Here is a 19,933-nt window from a genome sequence, read left to right as displayed (position 1 = left end):
TGAAAAAAGCAGGGATCCCAGAGTAGGGTTCCTGTTTTTTTTCATTTCAATAGTATCCAGGGAATTTAAAGCCATACCCCCGTTTAAGTGTGATGAATATTTGACAACCGTTCGGTGACTGAGCTGATTTTACACTCAGTTAATTTTTCTTTAAATAAATTAACTATCCAATAAAAATGAATGTTTAAATGAAAGCAAACAAGGAAGAGAATGGTATACCCCTTCTTTTAATAAGCGATGAAAACAGCTCGCTAAGAAATCCATCGATTAACATAAAAGATCCTAAAAAAAACAATAATATAAAGGGAGGAAACTGCCGTGATAAAGCAGCGATTCGTCGATACAGAGATAAAAGAAACGATTGAAGAACATCTTCGAAGCATTGACCATCCAGTCGCGGTGCGTTGGGCATTAGATTGTGCAGAACATGTGATTCAGTATTATGAACAAAAGTTCCCCCATGACGGACGCCCAAGAGAGGCCATTGAAGCCGGACGCGCCTGGCTGCAGAGAACTATGAAAGTGAGAGAAGTTCGAAAAGCTTCATTTGCAGCTCATGCCGCGGCCCGTCAAACAGATAATAAGGCAGCGACTGCTGCTGCACGGGCAGCAGGGCAGGCCGTCGCAACCGTTCATATATTTGGCCATGCGATCCATGCATCCACCTATGCGGTAAAGGCCATTGCTCATGCAACCCACTTTGATACGGAAGCAGTGGCTGATGAACGTGCCTGGCAGTATAAGCATTTACTAGATTTAGAGAAAGAGATGTAAGTTGTTTTGCGCTTCTTTTAAAGAAGCGCTTTGTTTTTCGTTTATTTGTATAATAGGGATAAAGGAGGCGGGGAAAGATGAACAAGAAAGCAGAAGCGATCCAGTGGTCCACAGTCGACTATGAACATGGATCGCTTTATATAGCCAAAACAGAGAAAGGGCTTTGTTATGTAGGATCACCGGGACAGACGTTCGAAGAGCTCGAAACATGGGTGAATAAACGGTTCCCAGCTACTGTTCTTATAGAAGATCACAGTGCTTTAAAGCCTTACAAGGACGAGCTGTATGCTTATTTTACCGGAACGAGCCGCACTTTTCATTTGCCTGTTGATGTAAGAGGGACACCTTTTCAGCTTCAAATATGGGAGGCGCTCAAGCAGATTCCTTATGGAGAAACGTATTCGTATTCGGATATTGCCGAGCTTGCTGGAAAGCCGGCTGCTGTCCGGGCAGTAGGAGCCGCGATTGGCGCAAACCCCGTGCTGATTAACATTCCATGCCACCGGGTGATCGGAAAAAACGGGGCATTGACCGGCTACAGAGGCGGCCTGGAGTTAAAGCAGTATTTACTCCAATTAGAAGCAAAATATGCGGGAGCCCGCCTGTAAAGCTGCCGAGGCGGGGGGCTCCTTCGGAATGCGGGTATGTTCCATTCCTAGTTTAACGCTCTTTGCGTTTTTCTCCTAACTCTTTCAGCGCTTTACGTGCTTTTTCCTGCTCAGGGTTTGTATAAAGCGCAGCGGTCGAAGTCGTACTGTGGCCAAGCTGCATCATAAGCAGGTGAATGTCATTTGTTTCTTCCATCAAATTTGTACCAAACGTATGGCGCAGTTTGTGCGGTGACATCGATTTATTGGACATAAATGCTTTCGTATACTTTTTCACCAGGGCTTCAATGGTCCGGTTGGAGAGAGGCTGCGGTTCATTTTTAACTTTTGTTAAAAAAACGAACTCATAATCCTCACCGGTTGCGTTATACCGCTCATTACGAATTGCGAGATAAGCTTTTACGTCATCCATTGCCTGGGGAATGACTGCAACAATGTCCCGCTTATTTCCTTTACGCAAAACGCTGATTTGACCCATTTCAAAGTCCATGTCCCGCAGGCGGAGATTAGACAGCTCGTTTACCCGGATGCCGCTTCCAAGGAACAGCGAAAGAATGGCAATATCTCGTTCTTTATCCCGCTTAAAATAAACAACTTTACGTGAATCAGCAGGCAGTTCCTGTTCATAGTCGTTCTTCAGGAATTCCAGGAAACGAATATCGTCATCCTGGTGAAAGATTTTCGTTGCAATACGCGCAGCGCGGGCATTTAGTGTTTCTTTTACTTTGGTGACTTCAATTTTCAGCATGACATTACGGTGAAAGTAAGGCTCGCCGTCTTCATTTTCTGTTTGCGTCGTTAAATACTTAAAAAGAGAGCGAAGTGCTGAGATTTTACGATTAATCGATACTTTTTCCGCTTTTTTCGTATCCTGTTTATTTACTTGGATATCACGTCGTTCCAGAAAGCGGATAAATCCTTGTGCTTCTACCAATTTAAGGTTTTCGAGTACAGTCAAGGGTATATCTTTTATTTCTTTGACGTCTGTAATGCCTTCTGCAATGATCCATTCAAAAAACAGCTTATAATCGTGCACATAATTTAAAAGAGTAGAAGGAGACCGGCTGCCCAGCTTCTGATCTACATATTCCACCACGTAAAACGGCATGATATTCATTAATTCTTCTAATTTTTTTTCGTGTAGTTGATGCTGACGTGTATTAGCCATTTTTCAAACCTCTTTCGATCAATTTCAACTTTGCGTAAAATTCAATTTTTAAGAAAAGATAGTATATATTCATTATACCTAATTGATTTGGTAAATTCAGCTTTTCATGCAAATATTTTTAACTATTTGAGCTAAATGATTTTACTTTGAGTGATTTATACATGATTTATTTACATTCAGCCGGCTGAGCGCCGCAAATTATACATAAAATGCTTTAGAGATCCTAAAAAATTAGCTTTTAAGCATGTGCATGTTATTTTAACGATTCCTGTCTTCGCGAAACATTTGTTCGCAAACGGGAAAAACGGCAAAAATTTAATTCAAACATTGTTTTTTAATCAGACCGCTGGATTTTCATATAAGAATCACGTTTATTTTGTTTAAGGATCAAGCCCATTTTATACAACAGCTCAGCAATTTTTCTGCTGTGATGGATAAAAGACTTTTCATGCAATATGTACCCTGTACCCCATAAACTATATTGTTCACTGTTCTTTTGCCTCGAAAGCAGGTTCCTCACTTTTTTCCTTAAAGGTCAAATTTAGTCAAACTTTGTGCTAAATAAATATTTTACGCAAAAATGAATAATTATTCTCTTCTATGCAAAATTATTCTTTGATGTTTCTAAAAACAGCAGCAAAAAATCTGCCTGAAGTCCGTTTCTACTGTCAGGCAGATTTTTATTCACTTTTCTTATGTGGATGGGCTTAATTCATACTGGTAGTCAACCCAGACAGAACCATTATCAGCAGAGCGCACACAGTTCTCTACCCAGCGAATGCCTTCTACACCCGCTTCAATTCCTGGATACCAAACATCATTCATCTCTTCTCCGTTGTCCAATGCTGCCATTGCTTTAGCAAAACGAGTATACAGGTTGGACCATGCTTCAAATAACCCTTCAGGATGGCCGCCGCCAATCCGATCGTCTGCTAATGCTTGTGGGTACAGGTAGTCCATTCCGCGCTCTAAAATCTGTACAGGCTGTCCCTGGACTTCAAAACGCAACTGGTTTGGCTGTTCATCCCACCATTCAATACTTGCCTTAGAACCAATCACTCGTATTTTTTGTCCGTGCATAGAGCCTGCATTCACAGCGGAAGACCAGACTGTGCCCACTGCGCCATTTTCATATTCCATGATGGTGTAAGCGTTGTCCTCAAGCGGCGCACGGCTTTTAACAAAGCTCTGGCGTGTGCACATTAACTTTTTGATTTTCATGTTTGGCAGCATTACTTCTGACAAGAATAAAGGATGTGTTCCTAAATCGCCGAGTACATAGCTCGGTCCTGCCATTTTAGGATCGACACGCCATTTTGTGCTGGCATTTTGCTCTTCCACTTCTCCCGAATGAAAGCCGTGGGCAAACTGCATATTCACGATTCTAATTTCACCTAACTCACCGTTCGCGATTAACTGGCGCGCCTGCTCGATCATTTGGTGGCCGGAATAACCGTATGTAATCCCGACAACGCGATTCTGTGCTTTAGCTAACATTTCAAGCTCCAGTGCTTCTTCCGTTGTGAAGCAGAGCGGCTTTTCACAGATCACATGCAGGCCTGCTTCCAGGGCTGCTTTAGAGATCGCATAATGCGTGCCGTTCGGCGTAGCGATAGAAACCGCTTGAATGCCGTCCTCACATTTTGCTTCTTCTTCAAACATTGTTTTATAGTCAGGATAGCAGCGCTCTGGAGAAACGTGCAGATTCACTCCAAAGTCTTTGCCGCGTTCTGCATCAATATCAAAAGCGCCCGCAACAAGTTCGAAGTTGTGATCACGCAGTGCAGCTGAGCGGTGAATATAACCGATTTGACTTCCACGCCCGCCTCCTACCATCGCCCAGCGGATTGGTTGTTGAATTACTTTTTCACCGTTAATCATTTGTCATGCTCCCCTTCTTTTATGTTTTCGTTAATAACCTACGCTTTTTAAATAGTCGACACTTTGTTTTACATCCCGCAGACTCGCATCTGCATTGCGGGGATCACGTTCTTGCTCAATCGTGATATAACCCTGGTAGCCAATTTCTTTTAACAGCTTGTGGATGGAATTGTAATCAATGATGCCTTGTCCAATCGGGCACATCACGCCTTTGGCGCATGCTTCAAAGAAACGGATATGCTCACCCATCACTTCGTTGTAAATGTCGAGGTTAATATCTTTAAAATGAATGTAGTCTAAGCGGTCTGCATAGTCTTGAATCCACTGGTATGGGTCCATTTTAGAGTAATAAAGATGACCCGTATCCAGGCAAAGGCCGGCTGTTTCATAAGGGATATCTTCTAATAGCTGTTTAATTTCATCTTCAAATTCAATGTAGCCGCCCGCATGAGGGTGAATAACAGAACGGACGCCATATTTTGTCCAGGCTCTTTCTGCGAGTGCCTGAATGTGTGACATCATATTCTGCCAGGCCTCTGAAGATAGTCGCTGTGCTTCATCCGGCCTGCCTGCCTTATAATCCCTTTCCTCATGTCCCCAGTCAATGATCACCAGATAAGGAGTCGGAAATTTTTGTCCTTCTTCTGGGGGTGACAATGGAAGTTTAGTGATCAGAGAACAAATATCGTCTACCTGGTGCAATAAATTCTCTAAGTTAGAGGGTGATACCAAATCATCAAAAATGGTCCCCGCAATGATGTTTAAATCGTTTTTAGATAGCTCTGCTCGTACCCGCTCAATATTCATTGGAATATATCCGTATGGACCAAGTTCAATGCCTTTGTAGCCTGCTTGTGATGCTTCATATAACACTCGTTCCCATGGCGGAAGATATGGATTTTTTGGATCATCCACTCCCCAGCAGCACGGCGCTCCTGCAATTTTAATTCCCATGCTAAAACCCTCCTCTTACTTGTTCCTAATGAAAAGATCTCTATAATTAGAAGCGCTTTCAATTATCTTTTTAAAATAGACAGTTATTATTATCTTGCCTTAACAATTGAATCCCTTTTATCACCTTTATTAGATTGTGAGCGGAAATGTTCTTCCAGCTCTTCAAGTGTACGCCCATTTGTCTCCGGCATAAATTTATATACGAACCCGATTCCTAATAAACCTAGAGCTACGAAAACAAAGAATGTAGCCGATAAACCGACAGAGCTTAGCAATACCGGAAAAGCAAAACCAATCACAAAGTTGATAATCCAGAGGAAAAAGATACTGATACCAGAACCAAGGCCCCTTAACCTTTGCGGGAAGATTTCTGCAATGACTAACCATGTCATCGGCCCCACACAGCCCTGCATAAATGCAAGGAACAGAACGGTTAAAGAAAGTACAATATACGGAAGTGCAGCAGATCCATCGAGTACCATAGAGAAGATGGCGATAAGGAAAAGGGCAGTTGTGGTTCCAGATAAACCAATGATCAACATGGGACGCCGGTTCACCTTCCCCACCAGCCAAATACCGACTACGACTGCAATGACTGAAATAAGTCCATTCGCAATGTTCGCGATTAAGGCTGCTTTCGTGCCGAAGCCTGATTCTTCAAGAATTTGCGTTCCATAATACATGATAGAATTAACACCTGTAATTTGATTCACTATGGCAATTCCAATCCCAATAAGCAAGATACGGCGCAGCCATGGAGCGGAAAAATCTTTTAAAGAAGCTTTTTCAAGCTCTGAATCTTTTTTTACGGCTGTTTCAATTTCGTGAAATTCCGCTTTCGCTCGTTTCTCATCTCGTATTTGTTTAAGGACACGCAGCGCCTCTGTATTTTTTCCTTTTGAAGCCAGCCACCGCGGACTTTCTGGCACAACGAGCATACTGACAAATAAAATTAAAGCTGGAATAGCGCAAAGAACAAGCATATACCGCCAAACATGGCCGGTATCCGCCATTGTGACACCAAGAATGGCATTAAAGACGTAGGCCAGCAGCTGCCCGCCCACAATCATAAATTCGTTCATCGTCACCATTCGGCCCCTTTTTTCATGAGGTGCCATTTCTGCTAAAAAGGCCGGGACCATAGAGGAAGCTCCTCCAACAGCAAGACCCAGTAAAAATCGAAAGACAACCATGATGGAAACATTGGGAGCAAATGCAGTGCCAAGCGATGCCAACAAGAATAAAAAGGATAAATTGAGGATCATTTTCCGGCGTCCATAGCGATCTGCTAATCTTCCGCATATTAAGGCGCCAAATGCTGCTCCTAACAGGAGGGAACTCGTTACAAGCCCTTCTGTAACCGGTGTGAGATTAAGCTGATCAGGCCTTTCCATAAAAGGTAAAGCACCATTGATTACACCCGTGTCATATCCGAAAAGAAGCCCTCCAAATGTTGCGGAAACCATAACAATTTGTAAATACATTTTGTGATTGATGGATTTCTTCATTACTTGATTACTCATGTATAACCACCTCCATAGGCTGCGTTGTAGTAGATGCTCTTTCACCTGAGAATTTGCTTTGGCTTATTTTCAGATCTATCAACGTATGTAATCATCTGTTTATGCATCAGACAGCAGCCTGTCTTGTTTGCATTTGGAAGACAGAAAATCTCCCAACCGCCTTTCCATTATGTAGCTTGGATGTAAAGGTCGTATTTCTAAAGTTCCCCTCCTTTTCTAGAATGGTTAAGTGCTTAACTTAAATTAAGTATAATGAAAAGCGCTTACAAAGTATTTATCCTGAAAAGACTAATTTTTTATGATTTAGGGACATGAATAATAAAAAAAGACCTCTAAAGGGTTTTTAGAGGCTTGCTTGTTTTCTGTATTTTCCCGGGGTTAAACCCGTTTCTTCTTGAAAAACACGAGTAAAATAATGGACTGATGAAAAACAGTATTGCTCGGAGATCGTTTTAATGTCCAGATTCGTCATCCGAAGCATCTCTGCTGCCGCGTCAACCCGTTCTTGACGTATAAAAGCCGTATAGGATACTCCTAAATGATGAGTAAATAAACGGGATAAGTGCCGGGTTGATATATGTAGATATTGCGCTACATCTTTTATTGAAAGAGGCCTGTTCAAATTGTCTCTAATAAATAATTGAGCCTGGTTAACCAGCATCCGGCCTTTTGTTTCATGACTTATATCACTCTCGTCCTCTTCCTCATCCGTTCCGCAAAATAATGTCTGAAGTGAAAGTAACAAGGAATGACTAAGGGAATTCAAAATGTCGGTTGAACAGGATGTGCTCCCGTGCTTCATTAATGTTGTTAATAAGAGAGACGCCGGAGAATCTTCTGCATCCTGAATAAGGATATTTTTCGTTTCGGAAAGCTTTTTAAAAAGAGAAACTCCTTTTTCTGTTGAAGACGACAAATCTACTTCAAAACCAATCCAGAACAGCGAAAGGTTTTTTCCTTTATGAATTCTATGCAGTTTTTCCGGGCGTGAACAGAAGAACACGCCTTTTTGCAGTGGATAAATTTGTTCGTCTTCAACATAAAGACCTGTTCCGTCAAACACATAACAGATCTCGAAAAAGGAGTGTTTGTGAAGTGGGTTATCTGGGTGATTGGGATGTGCCCCCCAAGAATGGATGTGAAATGAGACATTCTTTCCTTGTAGGTAAATACACCTTTTTTGTAGTTTATCAATAGCAGCAGCCACGTTCATTATTATTCTCCTTTAAAATACGTGTACTAAACTAATTTTTATGAAGTTACTGTATGTTAACCTCGTTGGCCCAGAGATCATCGAGATAAGATCTCAAGCCCTCCCTAGTTTAGAATGAAACCACTTGAAACCATCAATATATTTAAAACAAAATGCCAAATCATTGCAGGAATCATGCTTCCTGATTTAACGGTAATGCCTCCATAAAACACGCCGCCGATAGAAAAAGCAATACATACTGCCCAAGGAATGCCAAGAGAGTAGTGCTGCAAGCCAAAGCCTATGCTCGTTATGACAACGGCCCATTTCTCGCCTAGTTGTTCTGAAAAGCGGCTTAGCATCGTCCCTCTCCAGATGAGTTCTTCAAGCAAAGCGTTTGTAACGGAAAAGATAAGCAGCAGAAGCCAGATTTCTTCAAAATAACCCCAGCCGCTTCGAGCGATAAAGGGTGCCAGGGAAGCAGTATTGACCACTATGGCAATGATTAAAAAGACTTTGATGCTTGTCTGGTGAAACCCTGACCAGATAAACGGAAAATGAATCAATTCCTGCCACTTTGGTTTTCTCATATACTTTATAAAAGGAGCATGAGAAAAAAAAGATAAACAGAACAAGGGAATCAAAATGAAAACCAATGATCCTCTATTGAATAATATCTGCAGCTCCCTTAGTTGAAACTGTTCCGCCCATTGAGGAGCTGACATCAGATATGCATAAAAACCGATCCCAAATAAAAGGGTTGTGACAACAAACCTTTTCGCTGCTTGATCGAATGCCGCAAAACAATAAACAGTGGCAGCGGCCCACAGCCCAATACCCCAATAATTATGAAGCTGTATGAAAACAAGAAGAGAGACAAACAAGGATAATAAAATGATATTTCTCAAAAAGGCATTATGTATATCGTTCCCCTCCCTTGCAGATTATCTTTATATATATGTTATAACGGATTGATCCAGGCTTGCTGGTAAATTTTATATTTAGGAAGTATAGAAAGCCATAAAAGAACCGCTCAGTCCTATTTTAATCGAAAGCAGTGGGATTGATTGCTCAGCTTCCTCCTTTTTCAGCTGCCGAGGCAGTTATGCTCCTCGCAGAGGAAAAGAAAAGCGTATTCTATTTCTCTTTTCTCAAAAGATCGTGTATACTGAAGGTAACAAACAGCTATATTAAAAAAGCCGATTCGATGCTGGTAACATCAAATCGGCCTACCAATAGCAGGCTTCCCTTATGGGGAGTCAGCAGTCTAAGGGGATAATCCACCAGAGCGCTCAACTCAATGGTGGATTATTTTTTTTGGTTAAATGACAAAATCGCTACAACGAGGCTTGCAAAACTAACTGCAAACATGAGTGATTCGAAAGTTGTCACAGCGCCACCCCCTTTCTGTAAAGGGGATTTTGCTGACCACCATTGAGAAAACCTGTTCTATTGTTCTTTTATTATATCATTTTATAGGAAAGGCTGCCTTGGTTTTCAAAGAAAGTAAGGAAAAAACATTCATTTATTTTTTGTTCCATGCTCCAGTATCAACTCAGCTTTTCACCTTTTAACAAGTTTGTATCGTTTGTGCGTCAGTCCTGTTTCCCTTGCCACCAGGGAGCTGACGTCTGTTTCGAGAACCTGGGCAATTCCTTTTAGATTCGCAATGGTTAAATTATGGTTTCCTGTTTCGATTCTTGATACGACACTTTGCTGTGTATTCAGCTGATCGGCCATCTGTTTTTGCGTAAGGCCAAGCTTTTTTCTCCGGCGAATAATATTTTGGGCAATTAATTGTTCTACGTCTTCTTCTTTTCTCAGCTGATGATCTTCATTTGCATAGCTTTTAGACATTTGCTGTTCTGTGTAAATCATAACTGCGCCCCCGTTCACTTTATAGGTATCACGCCCTATTTTTGTATTCTATCTCTTCTATCGGTACTTCTTGTATGTGTTTTAGTGATTTTGTGCAAGATCGGTTTATCTATAAAAAATAGACACAAAAAAACTAAAAATAACTGTATAGAAGATATGCTTTTTAATAAACAGACGGCTTCGAGTGAAATTTTCACTGGCTATGCCTCTATATTGGCTTTTTTACATTCCGTATAAAAAAAGGAGTCTCTGTCATTTATATAAACAAAGCGCCTCCCGCAGAGGACGCTTTGTTTTAACAACCAATTTTCTTAGTTCGGGGTGGCTTGCAGCCTTACTCGCTTATTGGCTGAGATCTGTGTGGTTTAGAGTTTTGGTAGCCTATTGTTTTAATGCAATCATTAACCACTAAGAGCTGACTGATCCACTTAGAAAAAACGATTCATGTACCCAGTAAAACAAGTGTACAGCCTGGAAAAAGATGTTTCAATATCCGATTTCCTTGTATATCCTTTAGTGGAACTTTTGAGGTAAAAAAGAAGCTTATTCACCAACATTATTTTAAAAAAATACTTCATTTCCCAAAGAATTTGTCGATAACACTAAAAAAAGGATGGATGGAGGAACAAGTTAGAATAATGTTGTTTAAAGATAGAAAGAAAAATGTGAGAATGAAAAAATGCAGCTGGCTCGTGTGGATATTAACATTTGTTTTATGTATGTCTCTCATCCCGTCGCCTTCTCATGCAGCGGAGTCTGCACCACCAAAAAGAGAAATGCGGGCGGTATGGATTGCGTCTGTTCAAAACAGCGATGTAAAAGCAGGAATGAATAAAACACAGTATACAACTTGGGCCCGGCAGACACTAGACAGCTTGAAAGCCAACAAGTTTAATACAGTCATTTTTCAGGTAAAGCCGACCAGTGATGCCTGGTACTCTTCTAAGCTGGCTCCTTGGTCAGCGTATATCACAGGAAAAAAACAAGGGACAAGCCCGGGCTATGACCCGCTGCAAATTATGATTACGGAAGCTCACAGCCGCGGAATGGAGCTTCATGCGTGGATTAATCCGTACCGGGTGACCATGCCGGGTGAAACGCTGAAAAACTTGTCATCTCAAAACGCGGCACGCAAACACCCTGACTGGGTCGTGAAATACGGCAAGCAGTACTATTTAAATCCTGGCCTTCCGGAAGTACAAGACTATCTCGTATCGTCTGTTAAAGAGCTGGTGCAAAATTATGATGTGGATGCCATCCATATGGATGACTACTTTTATCCATATAGGATTAAAAATGAAACCTTTCCAGACCAGGCTGCTTTTAAAAAATATGGAAAGTCCTTTAAGAAAATAGAAGACTGGCGCAGAAATAACGTGAATCAGCTTGTTAAAAAGATTTATTCTACGATTAAAACGACAAAACCATATGTCCAGTTCGGTATTTCACCGTTTGGCGTCTGGCGCAATCAATCGATCGATAAAACAGGAAGTGCCACAAAAGCTGGCGTAAATAATTATGATGATTTATATGCGGATACGCGTACATGGATCAAAGAAGGAACAGTCGATTATATTACGCCGCAAATTTATTGGTCGAAAAAATTAGCTGCTGCTAAATACGGGACGCTTCTTAACTGGTGGAGCAATGAAGTAAAAGTATATGCAAAAACACATCCGGTAAACTTGTATATCGGAGTAGCCGATTATAAAGTTGGACAGGACTCTGATCCGGCATGGAAAAACAAAATGGAGCTGCCCAATCAAATTGTTTCTAACCGGGCAGACCGAATGACAAAAGGGCAAATGCACTTTTCGCTGAAAAGCTGGAAGAAAAATTCACTTGGCTATGCAACGATTGTAAAACAGCAGCTGTATAAGTACCCTTCTCTTACGCCGGCGTCTTCTTGGAAAGATGCATCGCAGCCTGTAAAGCCGACATCCGTACAAGTAAAGAAAGAAGCAGCAGGCAGAAAAATCGTGATTCAGGACCAGGCCAGCAAACAGCCGCGTAAATACGTGATTTATCGTTTTGCAGGCAAAACACTAGGATCTTATGAGGATGCACGTAATATTGTAGATGTCGTATACAATACAAAGGGCAAAACCGTATTTTTGGATAAATCAGCACGTTCGGACAGAACCTACACATATGGCGTAAAGTCCGTATCTGCAACTGGTATAGAAAGCAAGGATGCTATTATCGTAAAAGAATAAAAATATCATGTGGTAGGCATACACCTTTAAACAAACGCACAAAACCCTCTGTCTGATAACCGGACAGAGGGTTTTATTTTTGTCTGTTCTCTTACTGCCACGCTCAAGTCATCATGGAATAAGCTTTTTCAGGATCGGGTTTTTAGGTCTTCTTTGCCTAATTCGGGCCTTGTCTTTGAAAATTAGCTTTTTTTGCTTCGTTCCAGCCGCCAAAATGATTGGCAAACGTTTTAGAGCGAGGAAGCTCCCGTTCTTTCGCATAGTCATCCTATTCCTTTTTTGTCGTGAAATGATGAGCATGGTCCTGTGCTAGTTTTTTCAGTTCTTTTTTTTCATAACGCCGGACAGGAGTGTAGTCAACCTCTTCTGTACTGCGAAAGATCGCTAATTTTGCTTCATTCTAGCTTCCAAAGTGTTGTATATACAGGAATAAAGTATCTATTTTTAATTTCTTTATTAATAACTTTTTAACATTACATATACCGTATTTCTTGATTTAAAAGAATATAGTATGAATCATCTGCTTGTTCATCATGTCAGTTAACCTATTATTTACGTTCTGCTTCTCTTAAAAAGAGAAAAGCACCATTAAAGGTGCTTGTTGAAAGTGAAACATTTTCTTTTTTGTTGTACTACATACTTTGTTTTAATGCAGACTTTGGATAACTAAATCCTTCCCCAAACACATCCCGTACATCATGAACCACAACAAACGCTTTTGGATCAATATGATGGACGATCTTTTTAAATTTAAACAGCTCCTGCTTATTAATGACAATATATAAGATTTCCCTGGATTCCTGCGTAAAGTGGCCCCGTGCCGGCAAAATCGTAACTCCTCTATCGAGCTCCTCATTAATTTGCCCTGCAATCTGAGGAGCCTTTTTCGAGATAACCGTGACCGCTTTTCGCATATTCAGCCCATCAATAATGTAATCAATCACTTTTGTGCCGATATAAATAGACAGAATCGTGAACATCGTATTTTCAATCCCTATCACAAAATAGGATGAAAAGACAACGATGGAATCAAAAATAAGCAGGGCCGTGCTCATGCCCCAGCCGAAATACTGATTGGCAAACTTGGCCAGAATGGTCGATCCGCCTGTTGTGCCGCCTCCCCGCAGGACAAGGCCGATCCCTATTCCAATAAATACGCCGGCAAAAATGGTTCCTAAAATGCTTTCATCAAAAACCATTTCTATCCCTGTAATCCAATGAAGAAAAAAGGACGTAAATAGAATCGAAAGAATCGTGTAAAGGGTGACTCTTTTTTCCAGTAACTTGTATCCTGCAGCGAGAAGCACAGCATTAAATAAGAGAGTGGTAAGGCCGGGAGACCAATCAAAAAGATAATATAAGATCATAGAAATGCCAGTAATGCCGCCTTCCCCCAGCTCGTTTGGAATAGCAAAAAAATTAACACCAGCTGCAAAAAAGAACGAACCTATTATAATAAGCGTTATTTCTATCAAATAATTTTTCATTGTTTCTACCTCTTTCACAGATTCATTAAATAAAGGAAACGAGCCAGCTTGTTTAATCCATGAAAAAGTCTGTTTTCCTCTGTTAAAAGAACAGAAAAAATGAATCGTTTGTCTTTACATTCAAACTGAAACGGCTGTTTTACTTTCTTGCATGTAGATGATTTCGGAAATGATTTTAGAGCCTTTATGGATTTTTTGATACATCTCCTCTGCTTCCTGTTTTGTTTCAAACTCATACATACAAATCTTGTTTGACAGAAAAACTGTAATATTCCACATCCTAATCGCCCTTTCTTTATAAGCGGATGAGCCGCCTTTCACTTTTTAGTCATTACTTGAACAGGGTTCTTCTTCCATTAGCGGCTTCCATTCTTTTTATTGGGGAACTTTTATCCCCTCCCCCTGCTCTTTAGTGCTGTTCACCTCCATCAAAATGAATCGTACCTTTTAGAATGCAATCTTCATGCCAATCCTACAGAAGGTGCTTTTCTTTTACTGAGCTGCTTCACCTCTTAAGTGCCTGGCGGGCTGCACCGCTTTGCTTTATCTATTATTTGAGACCATTGATCTTTCCAAGCAACTGGCATGCAAAGATTTTTTTATAACATCCGCCAAAAATATTGGCGTTTTTTTCTTGAAAAAGGAAAAAATCATCGCTTTTTTTAGAAAAATGAAAATATTTGTTTGGCATCAGAATTGCAGTATAAAAGGCAGGAAAACAATTTACTCAAAACAGGAGGAGAATACATGAAGGAACATCATCAACAAGAGTTGAAACGAACCATGAAAACCAGGCATTTATTTATGATCTCACTCGGAGGGGTCATCGGCTCTGGCTTGTTCCTCGGATCGGGCTATACGATTAATCAAGCCGGGGCCGGAGGAGCCATTCTAGCGTTTTTAGTCGGCGGCTTTGTCATGTATTTAACGATGGTCTGCCTCGGGGAACTGGCAGTGGCCATGCCGGTATCCGGCTCTTTTCAGACGTATACCACAAAATTTATTGGCCCTGGCGTAGGCTTTGCTCTCGGCTGGACGTACTGGCTGGGCTGGGCCGTTACAGTTGCCCTGGAGTTTCTGGCTGCCGGACAGCTGATGGGCAGATGGTTTCCTGATACACCGACATGGATTTGGTGTGCGGTTTTTGCAGGGCTCCTCTTCTCACTCAATGCCCTGTCGGCCAAGGCATTTGGAGAAGCAGAATTCTGGTTCTCCGGCATTAAAATTGTGGCGATCCTTTTATTTATCATTCTTGGCGGTGCCGCAATGTTTGGACTGATTGACATGAAAGGCGGCCAGGAAGCACCCTTTTTCTCGAACTATGCCTCGGACGGCCTGCTTCCACACGGCGTCACCGCCCTGCTGATTACGATGATTGCAGTTAACTTCTCGTTCCAGGGAACTGAATTAATCGGGATTGCGGCTGGGGAAAGTGAAAACCCGGAAAAAACCATTCCGAAGTCGATCAAACAGTCGGTGTGGCGCACACTTGTATTCTTTGTCTTATCTATCTTTGTCCTGGCCGGCTTAATTCCTTCGGACCAGGCAGGCGTAACGGAAAGCCCGTTTGTTTTGGTGCTTGACAGCATCGGTATTCCGTATGCGGCTGATATTATGAACTTTGTTATTTTGACGGCTCTTTTATCGGTTGGAAACTCGGGCCTGTATGCGGCTTCCCGCATGCTGTACTCGCTTTCGAAAGAGGGCATGGCTGCCCCTGCCCTGGCAAGAGTAAACAAAAAAGGCATTCCGATGAACTCGCTTATTTTGACGCTTGGCATCGCCCTTCTATCGCTGTTATCCGGCTTTTTTGCAGAAGAAACCGTCTTTCTCTGGCTGCTTTCTATTGCCGGTCTCGGCGCCCAGGTCGGTTGGATTTCCATCACCGCTTCCCAGATTGCGTTTCGCAGAAAATACGTCCGGGAAGGCGGCAATGTGGCAGACTTGAAATTCAAAGCGCCTCTTTATCCGTTCTTTCCGCTGCTGGGCCTTGTGCTGAACTGCACCGTCCTGGTCAGCATGGCATTTAATCCAGACCAGCGGCTTGCCCTTTACTGCGGGGTTCCATTTATGCTGGCCTGCTATGCGATCTACCACCTGAAGATCAAGAAAAACCAGGCGATTGAAAAAGAACAGCAGGAGATTCATTTATCGGCTGATAGAAAGATGCTTCTTTAAACTTCGCTTTGCACTTACAACTAAAAAGCAAAAAACACGACAAGCTTGTTCTTGTCGTGTTTTTCTTTAGAGATCTATTAAATAGCCCCACTTGCGGCAAACTGCTTTCGTTTGGAAGAAGATAAAATTCTTAACTCATCGCGGTAATTGGCGACTGTTCTTCTCGAAATGTTTATTTCATGTTTCAGCTTCAGCATAGCCGCAATCTGCTGGTCAGACAGCGGATTGTATTTATTTTCTGTTTCGACGATTTGTTTAATAAGCAGCTTCACTCGATTTGATGATACTTCCTCCTGGTTAACCGCCTGAGTGCTTCCTGTAAAAAAAGACCTCAATTCAAATACGCCGAAAGGTGTGTGGACATATTTATTTCTAACCGCCCGGCTGATGGTAGATTGATGAACATTTAAGTGAGCGGCGAGCTCTTTCATTGTAAGAGGCTTTAAATATTCGGGTCCTTTTTGAAAAAAGCTTTTTTGACAATCTGCTAAGCTGAGTACAACGTTATGTATAGTATTATTTCGAGTATTTAGCCCGTTTTGAATCCATTGAAATTCTTTATATTTCCCCCGTAAATAAGAGCCTTCTTCTGTCTTTTTGTTTTGACGTAACATAGTTTCATACGCTTTGTTTAAGCTGATATTCCAATTGCCCTGTCCGTTCTTTGTCACGAGTAACTTTCCATTCTGAAACTGAACGGTATAATCCGGCATCACAACCGGGCTCCCTTGATTTGAATAAGAAAGGCCAGGCTTTGGGTCTAATGTTAAAACCATTTGATGAAGATCCTGAATTTGCCCGATGTCGACTTCTAAAAGCTTTGCAAGCTTGTTCCATTTTCGATAAGCAAAATCTTCAAAGTGAGTGGAAAGAATATGTTCAGCAAGAGGCGTGCGTATATGAATGTTCTCAAGCTGGAGAAGTAAACACTCCTGCAAATTGCGTGCTCCCACTCCAGCTGGCTCTAAACTTTGAATAAGCTTGAGACATCTTTCTACTTCTGACTGCGTTGTGTGAAAACGAAGAGCGATTTCGCTTTGATCTTCTCTCAGATAACCGTTCTCATCCAGGCACTGAATAATGTAAGTAGTTAAGCGCTTTTCGTCAGGAGACAAATCAAAAAAGAGAAGCTGCTCTAATAAGTAGTCTGTTAAATGTATGTCCTCTGCAGCAATAACCTCCAAAGGATCAGCTTGGGTATTAGGAGAAGAATGACTAGGCAGGAAGGAATAATCCATAAGCTTGTCGATTTCGATTAACGGATTTCCTTCCGCTTTTTCTTGCAAGAAAGACAGAAGCTCTTCTGCTGAATACTGCAGCATAGAGATCGCTTGTGACAGCTCTGGTGAAATTTTTAATTGAAGTGATTGGTTCTGAAGCATCTGCATGTGTAGCATAAACAATTTCCTCCCTTCCTGCCATATTACATGATTTAAACTTTTCAAAATAAAAGTATGTTAGAAAATCTCACGAACTTCTTTTTCAAATCAATTTTCAACCAGCTTCGTTTCTTAAACTGTCGCATTAAGGAGGAAGGAGCACAAAACAAACGAAAGCCTTCTTTAAAAAAGAAGGCTTTTGTTTGTTTCATTTCAGTTAATCACTTGTCCACCATAGTGTATTAGCTCGAAACCTGCCTATAACATCAGCTTTTTCAGATAGTGATCTCTATAAGGTTTCCTTCCGGATCTTTAATAACACTTTCATAGTAGCCGTCGCCGGTAACACGCGGGTTTCCGGCTACCTCATAGCCAGCATCCCGAAGCTGCTCCGTTTTATAATTTACCTGTTCTTTGCTTCCTACTGAAAATGCCACATGGGCCCACCCAGTCATATTTTCAGCCTGGAGTTGATTGATCCCTGTTTTCTGCATAATCTCGAGCCTTGCAGTTCCCTTTCCAAAGGAAATAAAATAGGACTCAAATCCTTTAGTCTGATTCACGTACTTTTCGTTTGATATTCCGTCAAAATAATCAACATAGAAGGCTTTCATTTTCTCTAAGTCTCTCACCCAGACTGCTACATGCTCAATCTTCACTTTTTTCACCTCTTTCCTTATGCCTAATGAGTATAGCTAGATACTCTCCATTACTCGTATACTGTTGTCTGATCATGGACTTTTTCAATTTTTATAAAGTCAAATGCTGCCTCGTATCCTTCTCCCTGAGGACTGCAGGCATAAATGCCAGCCTGGACGTGAGTCGCTTCGGGTAAATGGGCCATTCTGATTTGAGTCCAGACATCACCATCCACTGAGTACTCGACGTAAAAGTCGCTTTCTTTTTTTGTGATTCTGTAATAGAGAGAAAAGTCTTCTTGGGAAAAGGCCTGACTGGACCAATCAGAATATCCATGCTTCGTAACCACAGCTCCTAATTTACTCTTTCCGCCCGGTATATACTCAACAGACGTTTTTATCCATGTGTCTTTGGAGTATCTCACCATTAAGCCGGCCTGGTCATAGCGATTTTTGGGTTTTGAATGTACTTTCGTCGTTAACCGAAAGTCTTCGTTTACATCATAGTAGAGAAAATGACCATTATCAGCTTCGAATCCATAATGCGTCTTCTGCCAAAAGTCCGTTTGCTTGTCCGTTCTGATCATGAAAGTGGCACATTCGGAATCATGACTCCAATGCTGGGGAGGCGAAAACCATTTAAGTCCTTTGTTTATGTCTTTGTGGTTAAATTCTTCTAACAATATCATCAGGCTGTCCATTATGTTTTCTCCTTTCTCATAAGGGCACTTTCCATTGAAGATTCGCTTGCCTTAATCCACTCTTGCTGGATTCCCACTTATGAAACGTTATCCGGCACATCCCTGGTTACAACATTTGTATAGAAATTCTCGCCTATATGAATGTTGCAGCCGTAGTCACAGTGAAATGATGGCTTTATGTAGAAATCTTTACCTGAAAAGCGTTTATTATTACATAGAAGGCATCCCTGTTTCATTGATGATTAAGTCCAGCCCCAGACTTTGCAATCCATATAGATAATCCTGCTTCAAGTCACTCACAATCAATTCCGGAAGATGCTCCGCTGGAACGTACTTTGCAGTTTGAGCCAAAATCTGTTCCATCAAAGCTTCATCGGCTTCTTCTTCGCAAAATATAATGGTATGAGGGTTAAGGATGGAAACAAACGCAGCCGCCAGGCGGCTAATAGCATCTACCTGCTGACCGCTATAACCGGAAGAACAATTTGTTCCCAATGCTTCCTGAAAGTTTCGGTGATCGTATTGCGGTACAAAGGAAACTTCTCCAGAGAAAAATGTGCTGCCACGCACAATATTCCCATTCACCAAAATGCCAGCCCCTGGGCCGTTTTGTCCGAAATACAAATAAACAAGTGATAAATTGGTTTGCGTGGTCTTCTCCCGTTGGTAACCGAGGACCGCTGCGTTCATATCATTCTCAACCACAACAGGGATGGAAAAGTGCGTTTCATAATATTCTTTTAAGTCAACCTGCTGAAACTGTTCATAGCCCGGTATGAAAAAAACGCGGCCATTCTCCACCGAACCAGGCACGCCGATGGCAATCGCGCGTATTTTGGGATACTGGCGCATGATGTTTTCTATGCAGGCGGTCAGCATCGGTAAACCTCCTGCTAAAACACTGCCTGCTTTTCCTTGTTTCTTGATCTCGCCCAGGCAATTGAAGATCGTATAGTGGGTTTCTTCCCTCTCCAGAAAAATGGCCAAACCAAGCCGGAATTCAGGGTTGTATGCGTACCGTTTCGCTCTACGGCCGCCGCTCGAATCATCGAGGCCAAGCAGCTTCAGCTCTCCGTCTTTTTCCATCTGCGTGAGAAACTTGCTGATGGTCGGAAAACTAATGTTTAACTTTTCGCTGAGTTCTGCTTTGGTCGCTCCTCCCATCTCCAATAAGGCTTTACGAATACGATAAAGAATCACCTTTTTCATGGATTTTGGAGTGGCAAACATCTCGCTCATGATCCTCACCTCTCTTTTTCCTTCCACTTATTAAACTCCTTTAATAAGTCTCAACCATACTGTATCACATCCTTTTTTTAAGCACAAATGATACTTTATGGCTGACGTTTAAAGCAT

Annotated in this window: 16 protein-coding genes; 4 read left to right on the top strand and 12 right to left on the bottom strand. The window is 41.7% G+C overall.

Going from position 1 to position 19,933, the window contains the following annotated elements; genetic code table 11:
- The first annotated feature begins 318 nt into the window (after positions 1-318).
- Together RG959_RS11970 and RG959_RS11965 are read left to right on the top strand one after the other, a co-directional pair.
- Positions 319-774 carry a putative immunity protein gene (locus tag RG959_RS11970; RefSeq protein WP_342797308.1) on the top strand — a complete coding sequence of 152 codons (456 nt, stop codon included), beginning with the start codon at positions 319-321 and terminating at the stop codon, positions 772-774.
- A gap of 77 nt (positions 775-851) precedes the next feature.
- On the top strand, positions 852-1,382 hold the full coding sequence (locus tag RG959_RS11965; protein WP_342797307.1) for a methylated-DNA--[protein]-cysteine S-methyltransferase: 531 nt from the start codon (positions 852-854) through the stop codon (positions 1,380-1,382).
- A gap of 52 nt (positions 1,383-1,434) precedes the next feature.
- Here the strand turns inward: RG959_RS11965 and xerS are convergent, their stop codons facing one another.
- The 7 genes from xerS to RG959_RS11930 all read right to left on the bottom strand — a co-directional run bounded on the left by xerS (position 1,435) and on the right by RG959_RS11930 (position 9,978).
- On the bottom strand, positions 1,435-2,550 hold the full coding sequence (gene xerS / locus RG959_RS11960) for a tyrosine recombinase XerS (RefSeq protein WP_342797306.1): 1,116 nt from the start codon (positions 2,548-2,550) through the stop codon (positions 1,435-1,437).
- A 693-nt stretch (positions 2,551-3,243) separates the two neighbouring features.
- Positions 3,244-4,431: a Gfo/Idh/MocA family protein gene (locus tag RG959_RS11955; protein WP_342797305.1), complete on the bottom strand. Its 1,188-nt coding sequence runs from the start codon at positions 4,429-4,431 to the stop codon at positions 3,244-3,246.
- Positions 4,432-4,461: 30 nt separating this feature from the next.
- Complete coding sequence (locus RG959_RS11950) at positions 4,462-5,385, bottom strand: sugar phosphate isomerase/epimerase family protein (protein ID WP_342797304.1); 924 nt, start codon at positions 5,383-5,385, stop codon at positions 4,462-4,464.
- An 89-nt stretch (positions 5,386-5,474) separates the two neighbouring features.
- On the bottom strand, positions 5,475-6,893 hold the full coding sequence (locus RG959_RS11945) for a sugar porter family MFS transporter (protein ID WP_342797348.1): 1,419 nt from the start codon (positions 6,891-6,893) through the stop codon (positions 5,475-5,477).
- A 358-nt stretch (positions 6,894-7,251) separates the two neighbouring features.
- On the bottom strand, positions 7,252-8,121 hold the full coding sequence (locus tag RG959_RS11940) for an AraC family transcriptional regulator (protein ID WP_342797303.1): 870 nt from the start codon (positions 8,119-8,121) through the stop codon (positions 7,252-7,254).
- Positions 8,122-8,225: 104 nt separating this feature from the next.
- Entirely contained in the window at positions 8,226-8,666 is a 441-nt protein-coding gene (locus tag RG959_RS11935) for a CPBP family intramembrane glutamic endopeptidase (RefSeq protein WP_342797302.1), read from the bottom strand.
- Between the two features lie 997 nt (positions 8,667-9,663).
- Entirely contained in the window at positions 9,664-9,978 is a 315-nt protein-coding gene (locus RG959_RS11930; RefSeq protein ID WP_342797301.1) for a helix-turn-helix domain-containing protein, read from the bottom strand.
- A gap of 638 nt (positions 9,979-10,616) precedes the next feature.
- On the opposite strand from RG959_RS11930, the gene RG959_RS11925 reads away from it, so the two are divergent.
- Positions 10,617-12,194 carry a glycoside hydrolase family 10-like protein gene (locus RG959_RS11925; RefSeq protein ID WP_483298881.1) on the top strand — a complete coding sequence of 526 codons (1,578 nt, stop codon included), beginning with the start codon at positions 10,617-10,619 and terminating at the stop codon, positions 12,192-12,194.
- A gap of 632 nt (positions 12,195-12,826) precedes the next feature.
- Here the strand turns inward: RG959_RS11925 and RG959_RS11920 are convergent.
- The gene (locus RG959_RS11920; RefSeq protein WP_342797300.1) at positions 12,827-13,681 is read right to left on the bottom strand and encodes a YitT family protein; all 855 of its coding nucleotides are present in this window, start codon (positions 13,679-13,681) and stop codon (positions 12,827-12,829) included.
- A 747-nt stretch (positions 13,682-14,428) separates the two neighbouring features.
- Between RG959_RS11920 and RG959_RS11915 the strand changes: the two genes are divergently transcribed.
- The gene (locus RG959_RS11915) at positions 14,429-15,859 is read left to right on the top strand and encodes an amino acid permease (RefSeq protein WP_342797299.1); all 1,431 of its coding nucleotides are present in this window, start codon (positions 14,429-14,431) and stop codon (positions 15,857-15,859) included.
- Between the two features lie 77 nt (positions 15,860-15,936).
- On the opposite strand, the gene rpoN is transcribed toward RG959_RS11915, so the two are convergent.
- The 4 genes from rpoN to RG959_RS11895 form a co-directional block, all read right to left on the bottom strand.
- Positions 15,937-17,256, bottom strand: coding sequence for an RNA polymerase factor sigma-54 (rpoN, locus tag RG959_RS11910; protein WP_342797298.1), 1,320 nt, complete (start codon positions 17,254-17,256; stop codon positions 15,937-15,939).
- A gap of 257 nt (positions 17,257-17,513) precedes the next feature.
- The gene (locus RG959_RS11905; protein ID WP_342797297.1) at positions 17,514-17,897 is read right to left on the bottom strand and encodes a VOC family protein; all 384 of its coding nucleotides are present in this window, start codon (positions 17,895-17,897) and stop codon (positions 17,514-17,516) included.
- Positions 17,898-17,947: 50 nt separating this feature from the next.
- The gene (locus RG959_RS11900; protein ID WP_342797296.1) at positions 17,948-18,577 is read right to left on the bottom strand and encodes a DUF1349 domain-containing protein; all 630 of its coding nucleotides are present in this window, start codon (positions 18,575-18,577) and stop codon (positions 17,948-17,950) included.
- A 210-nt stretch (positions 18,578-18,787) separates the two neighbouring features.
- The gene (locus RG959_RS11895; protein WP_342797295.1) at positions 18,788-19,816 is read right to left on the bottom strand and encodes an ROK family transcriptional regulator; all 1,029 of its coding nucleotides are present in this window, start codon (positions 19,814-19,816) and stop codon (positions 18,788-18,790) included.
- Positions 19,817-19,933 lie beyond the last annotated feature (117 nt).

The organism is Domibacillus sp. 8LH, from assembly GCF_038806185.1.
GTDB lineage: Bacteria > Bacillota > Bacilli > Bacillales > Domibacillaceae > Domibacillus > Domibacillus indicus_A.
This window is presented reverse-complemented; position numbering and strand designations above follow the sequence as displayed.

What these genes read in the sequence shown, in the direction of transcription:
- RG959_RS11965 (WP_342797307.1), top strand. Translation starts at nt 852, where the DNA reads ATGAACAAGAAAGCAGAAGCGATCCAGTGGTCCACAGTCGACTATGAA.
- xerS (WP_342797306.1), bottom strand. Translation starts at nt 2,550, where the DNA reads ATGGCTAATACACGTCAGCATCAACTACACGAAAAAAAATTAGAAGAA.
- RG959_RS11955 (WP_342797305.1), bottom strand. Translation starts at nt 4,431, where the DNA reads ATGATTAACGGTGAAAAAGTAATTCAACAACCAATCCGCTGGGCGATG.
- RG959_RS11950 (WP_342797304.1), bottom strand. Translation starts at nt 5,385, where the DNA reads ATGGGAATTAAAATTGCAGGAGCGCCGTGCTGCTGGGGAGTGGATGAT.
- RG959_RS11945 (WP_342797348.1), bottom strand. Translation starts at nt 6,893, where the DNA reads ATGAAGAAATCCATCAATCACAAAATGTATTTACAAATTGTTATGGTT.
- RG959_RS11940 (WP_342797303.1), bottom strand. Translation starts at nt 8,121, where the DNA reads ATGAACGTGGCTGCTGCTATTGATAAACTACAAAAAAGGTGTATTTAC.
- RG959_RS11930 (WP_342797301.1), bottom strand. Translation starts at nt 9,978, where the DNA reads ATGATTTACACAGAACAGCAAATGTCTAAAAGCTATGCAAATGAAGAT.
- RG959_RS11925 (WP_483298881.1), top strand. Translation starts at nt 10,617, where the DNA reads ATGTTGTTTAAAGATAGAAAGAAAAATGTGAGAATGAAAAAATGCAGC.
- RG959_RS11920 (WP_342797300.1), bottom strand. Translation starts at nt 13,681, where the DNA reads ATGAAAAATTATTTGATAGAAATAACGCTTATTATAATAGGTTCGTTC.
- RG959_RS11915 (WP_342797299.1), top strand. Translation starts at nt 14,429, where the DNA reads ATGAAGGAACATCATCAACAAGAGTTGAAACGAACCATGAAAACCAGG.
- rpoN (WP_342797298.1), bottom strand. Translation starts at nt 17,256, where the DNA reads ATGCTACACATGCAGATGCTTCAGAACCAATCACTTCAATTAAAAATT.
- RG959_RS11900 (WP_342797296.1), bottom strand. Translation starts at nt 18,577, where the DNA reads ATGGACAGCCTGATGATATTGTTAGAAGAATTTAACCACAAAGACATA.
- RG959_RS11895 (WP_342797295.1), bottom strand. Translation starts at nt 19,816, where the DNA reads ATGAGCGAGATGTTTGCCACTCCAAAATCCATGAAAAAGGTGATTCTT.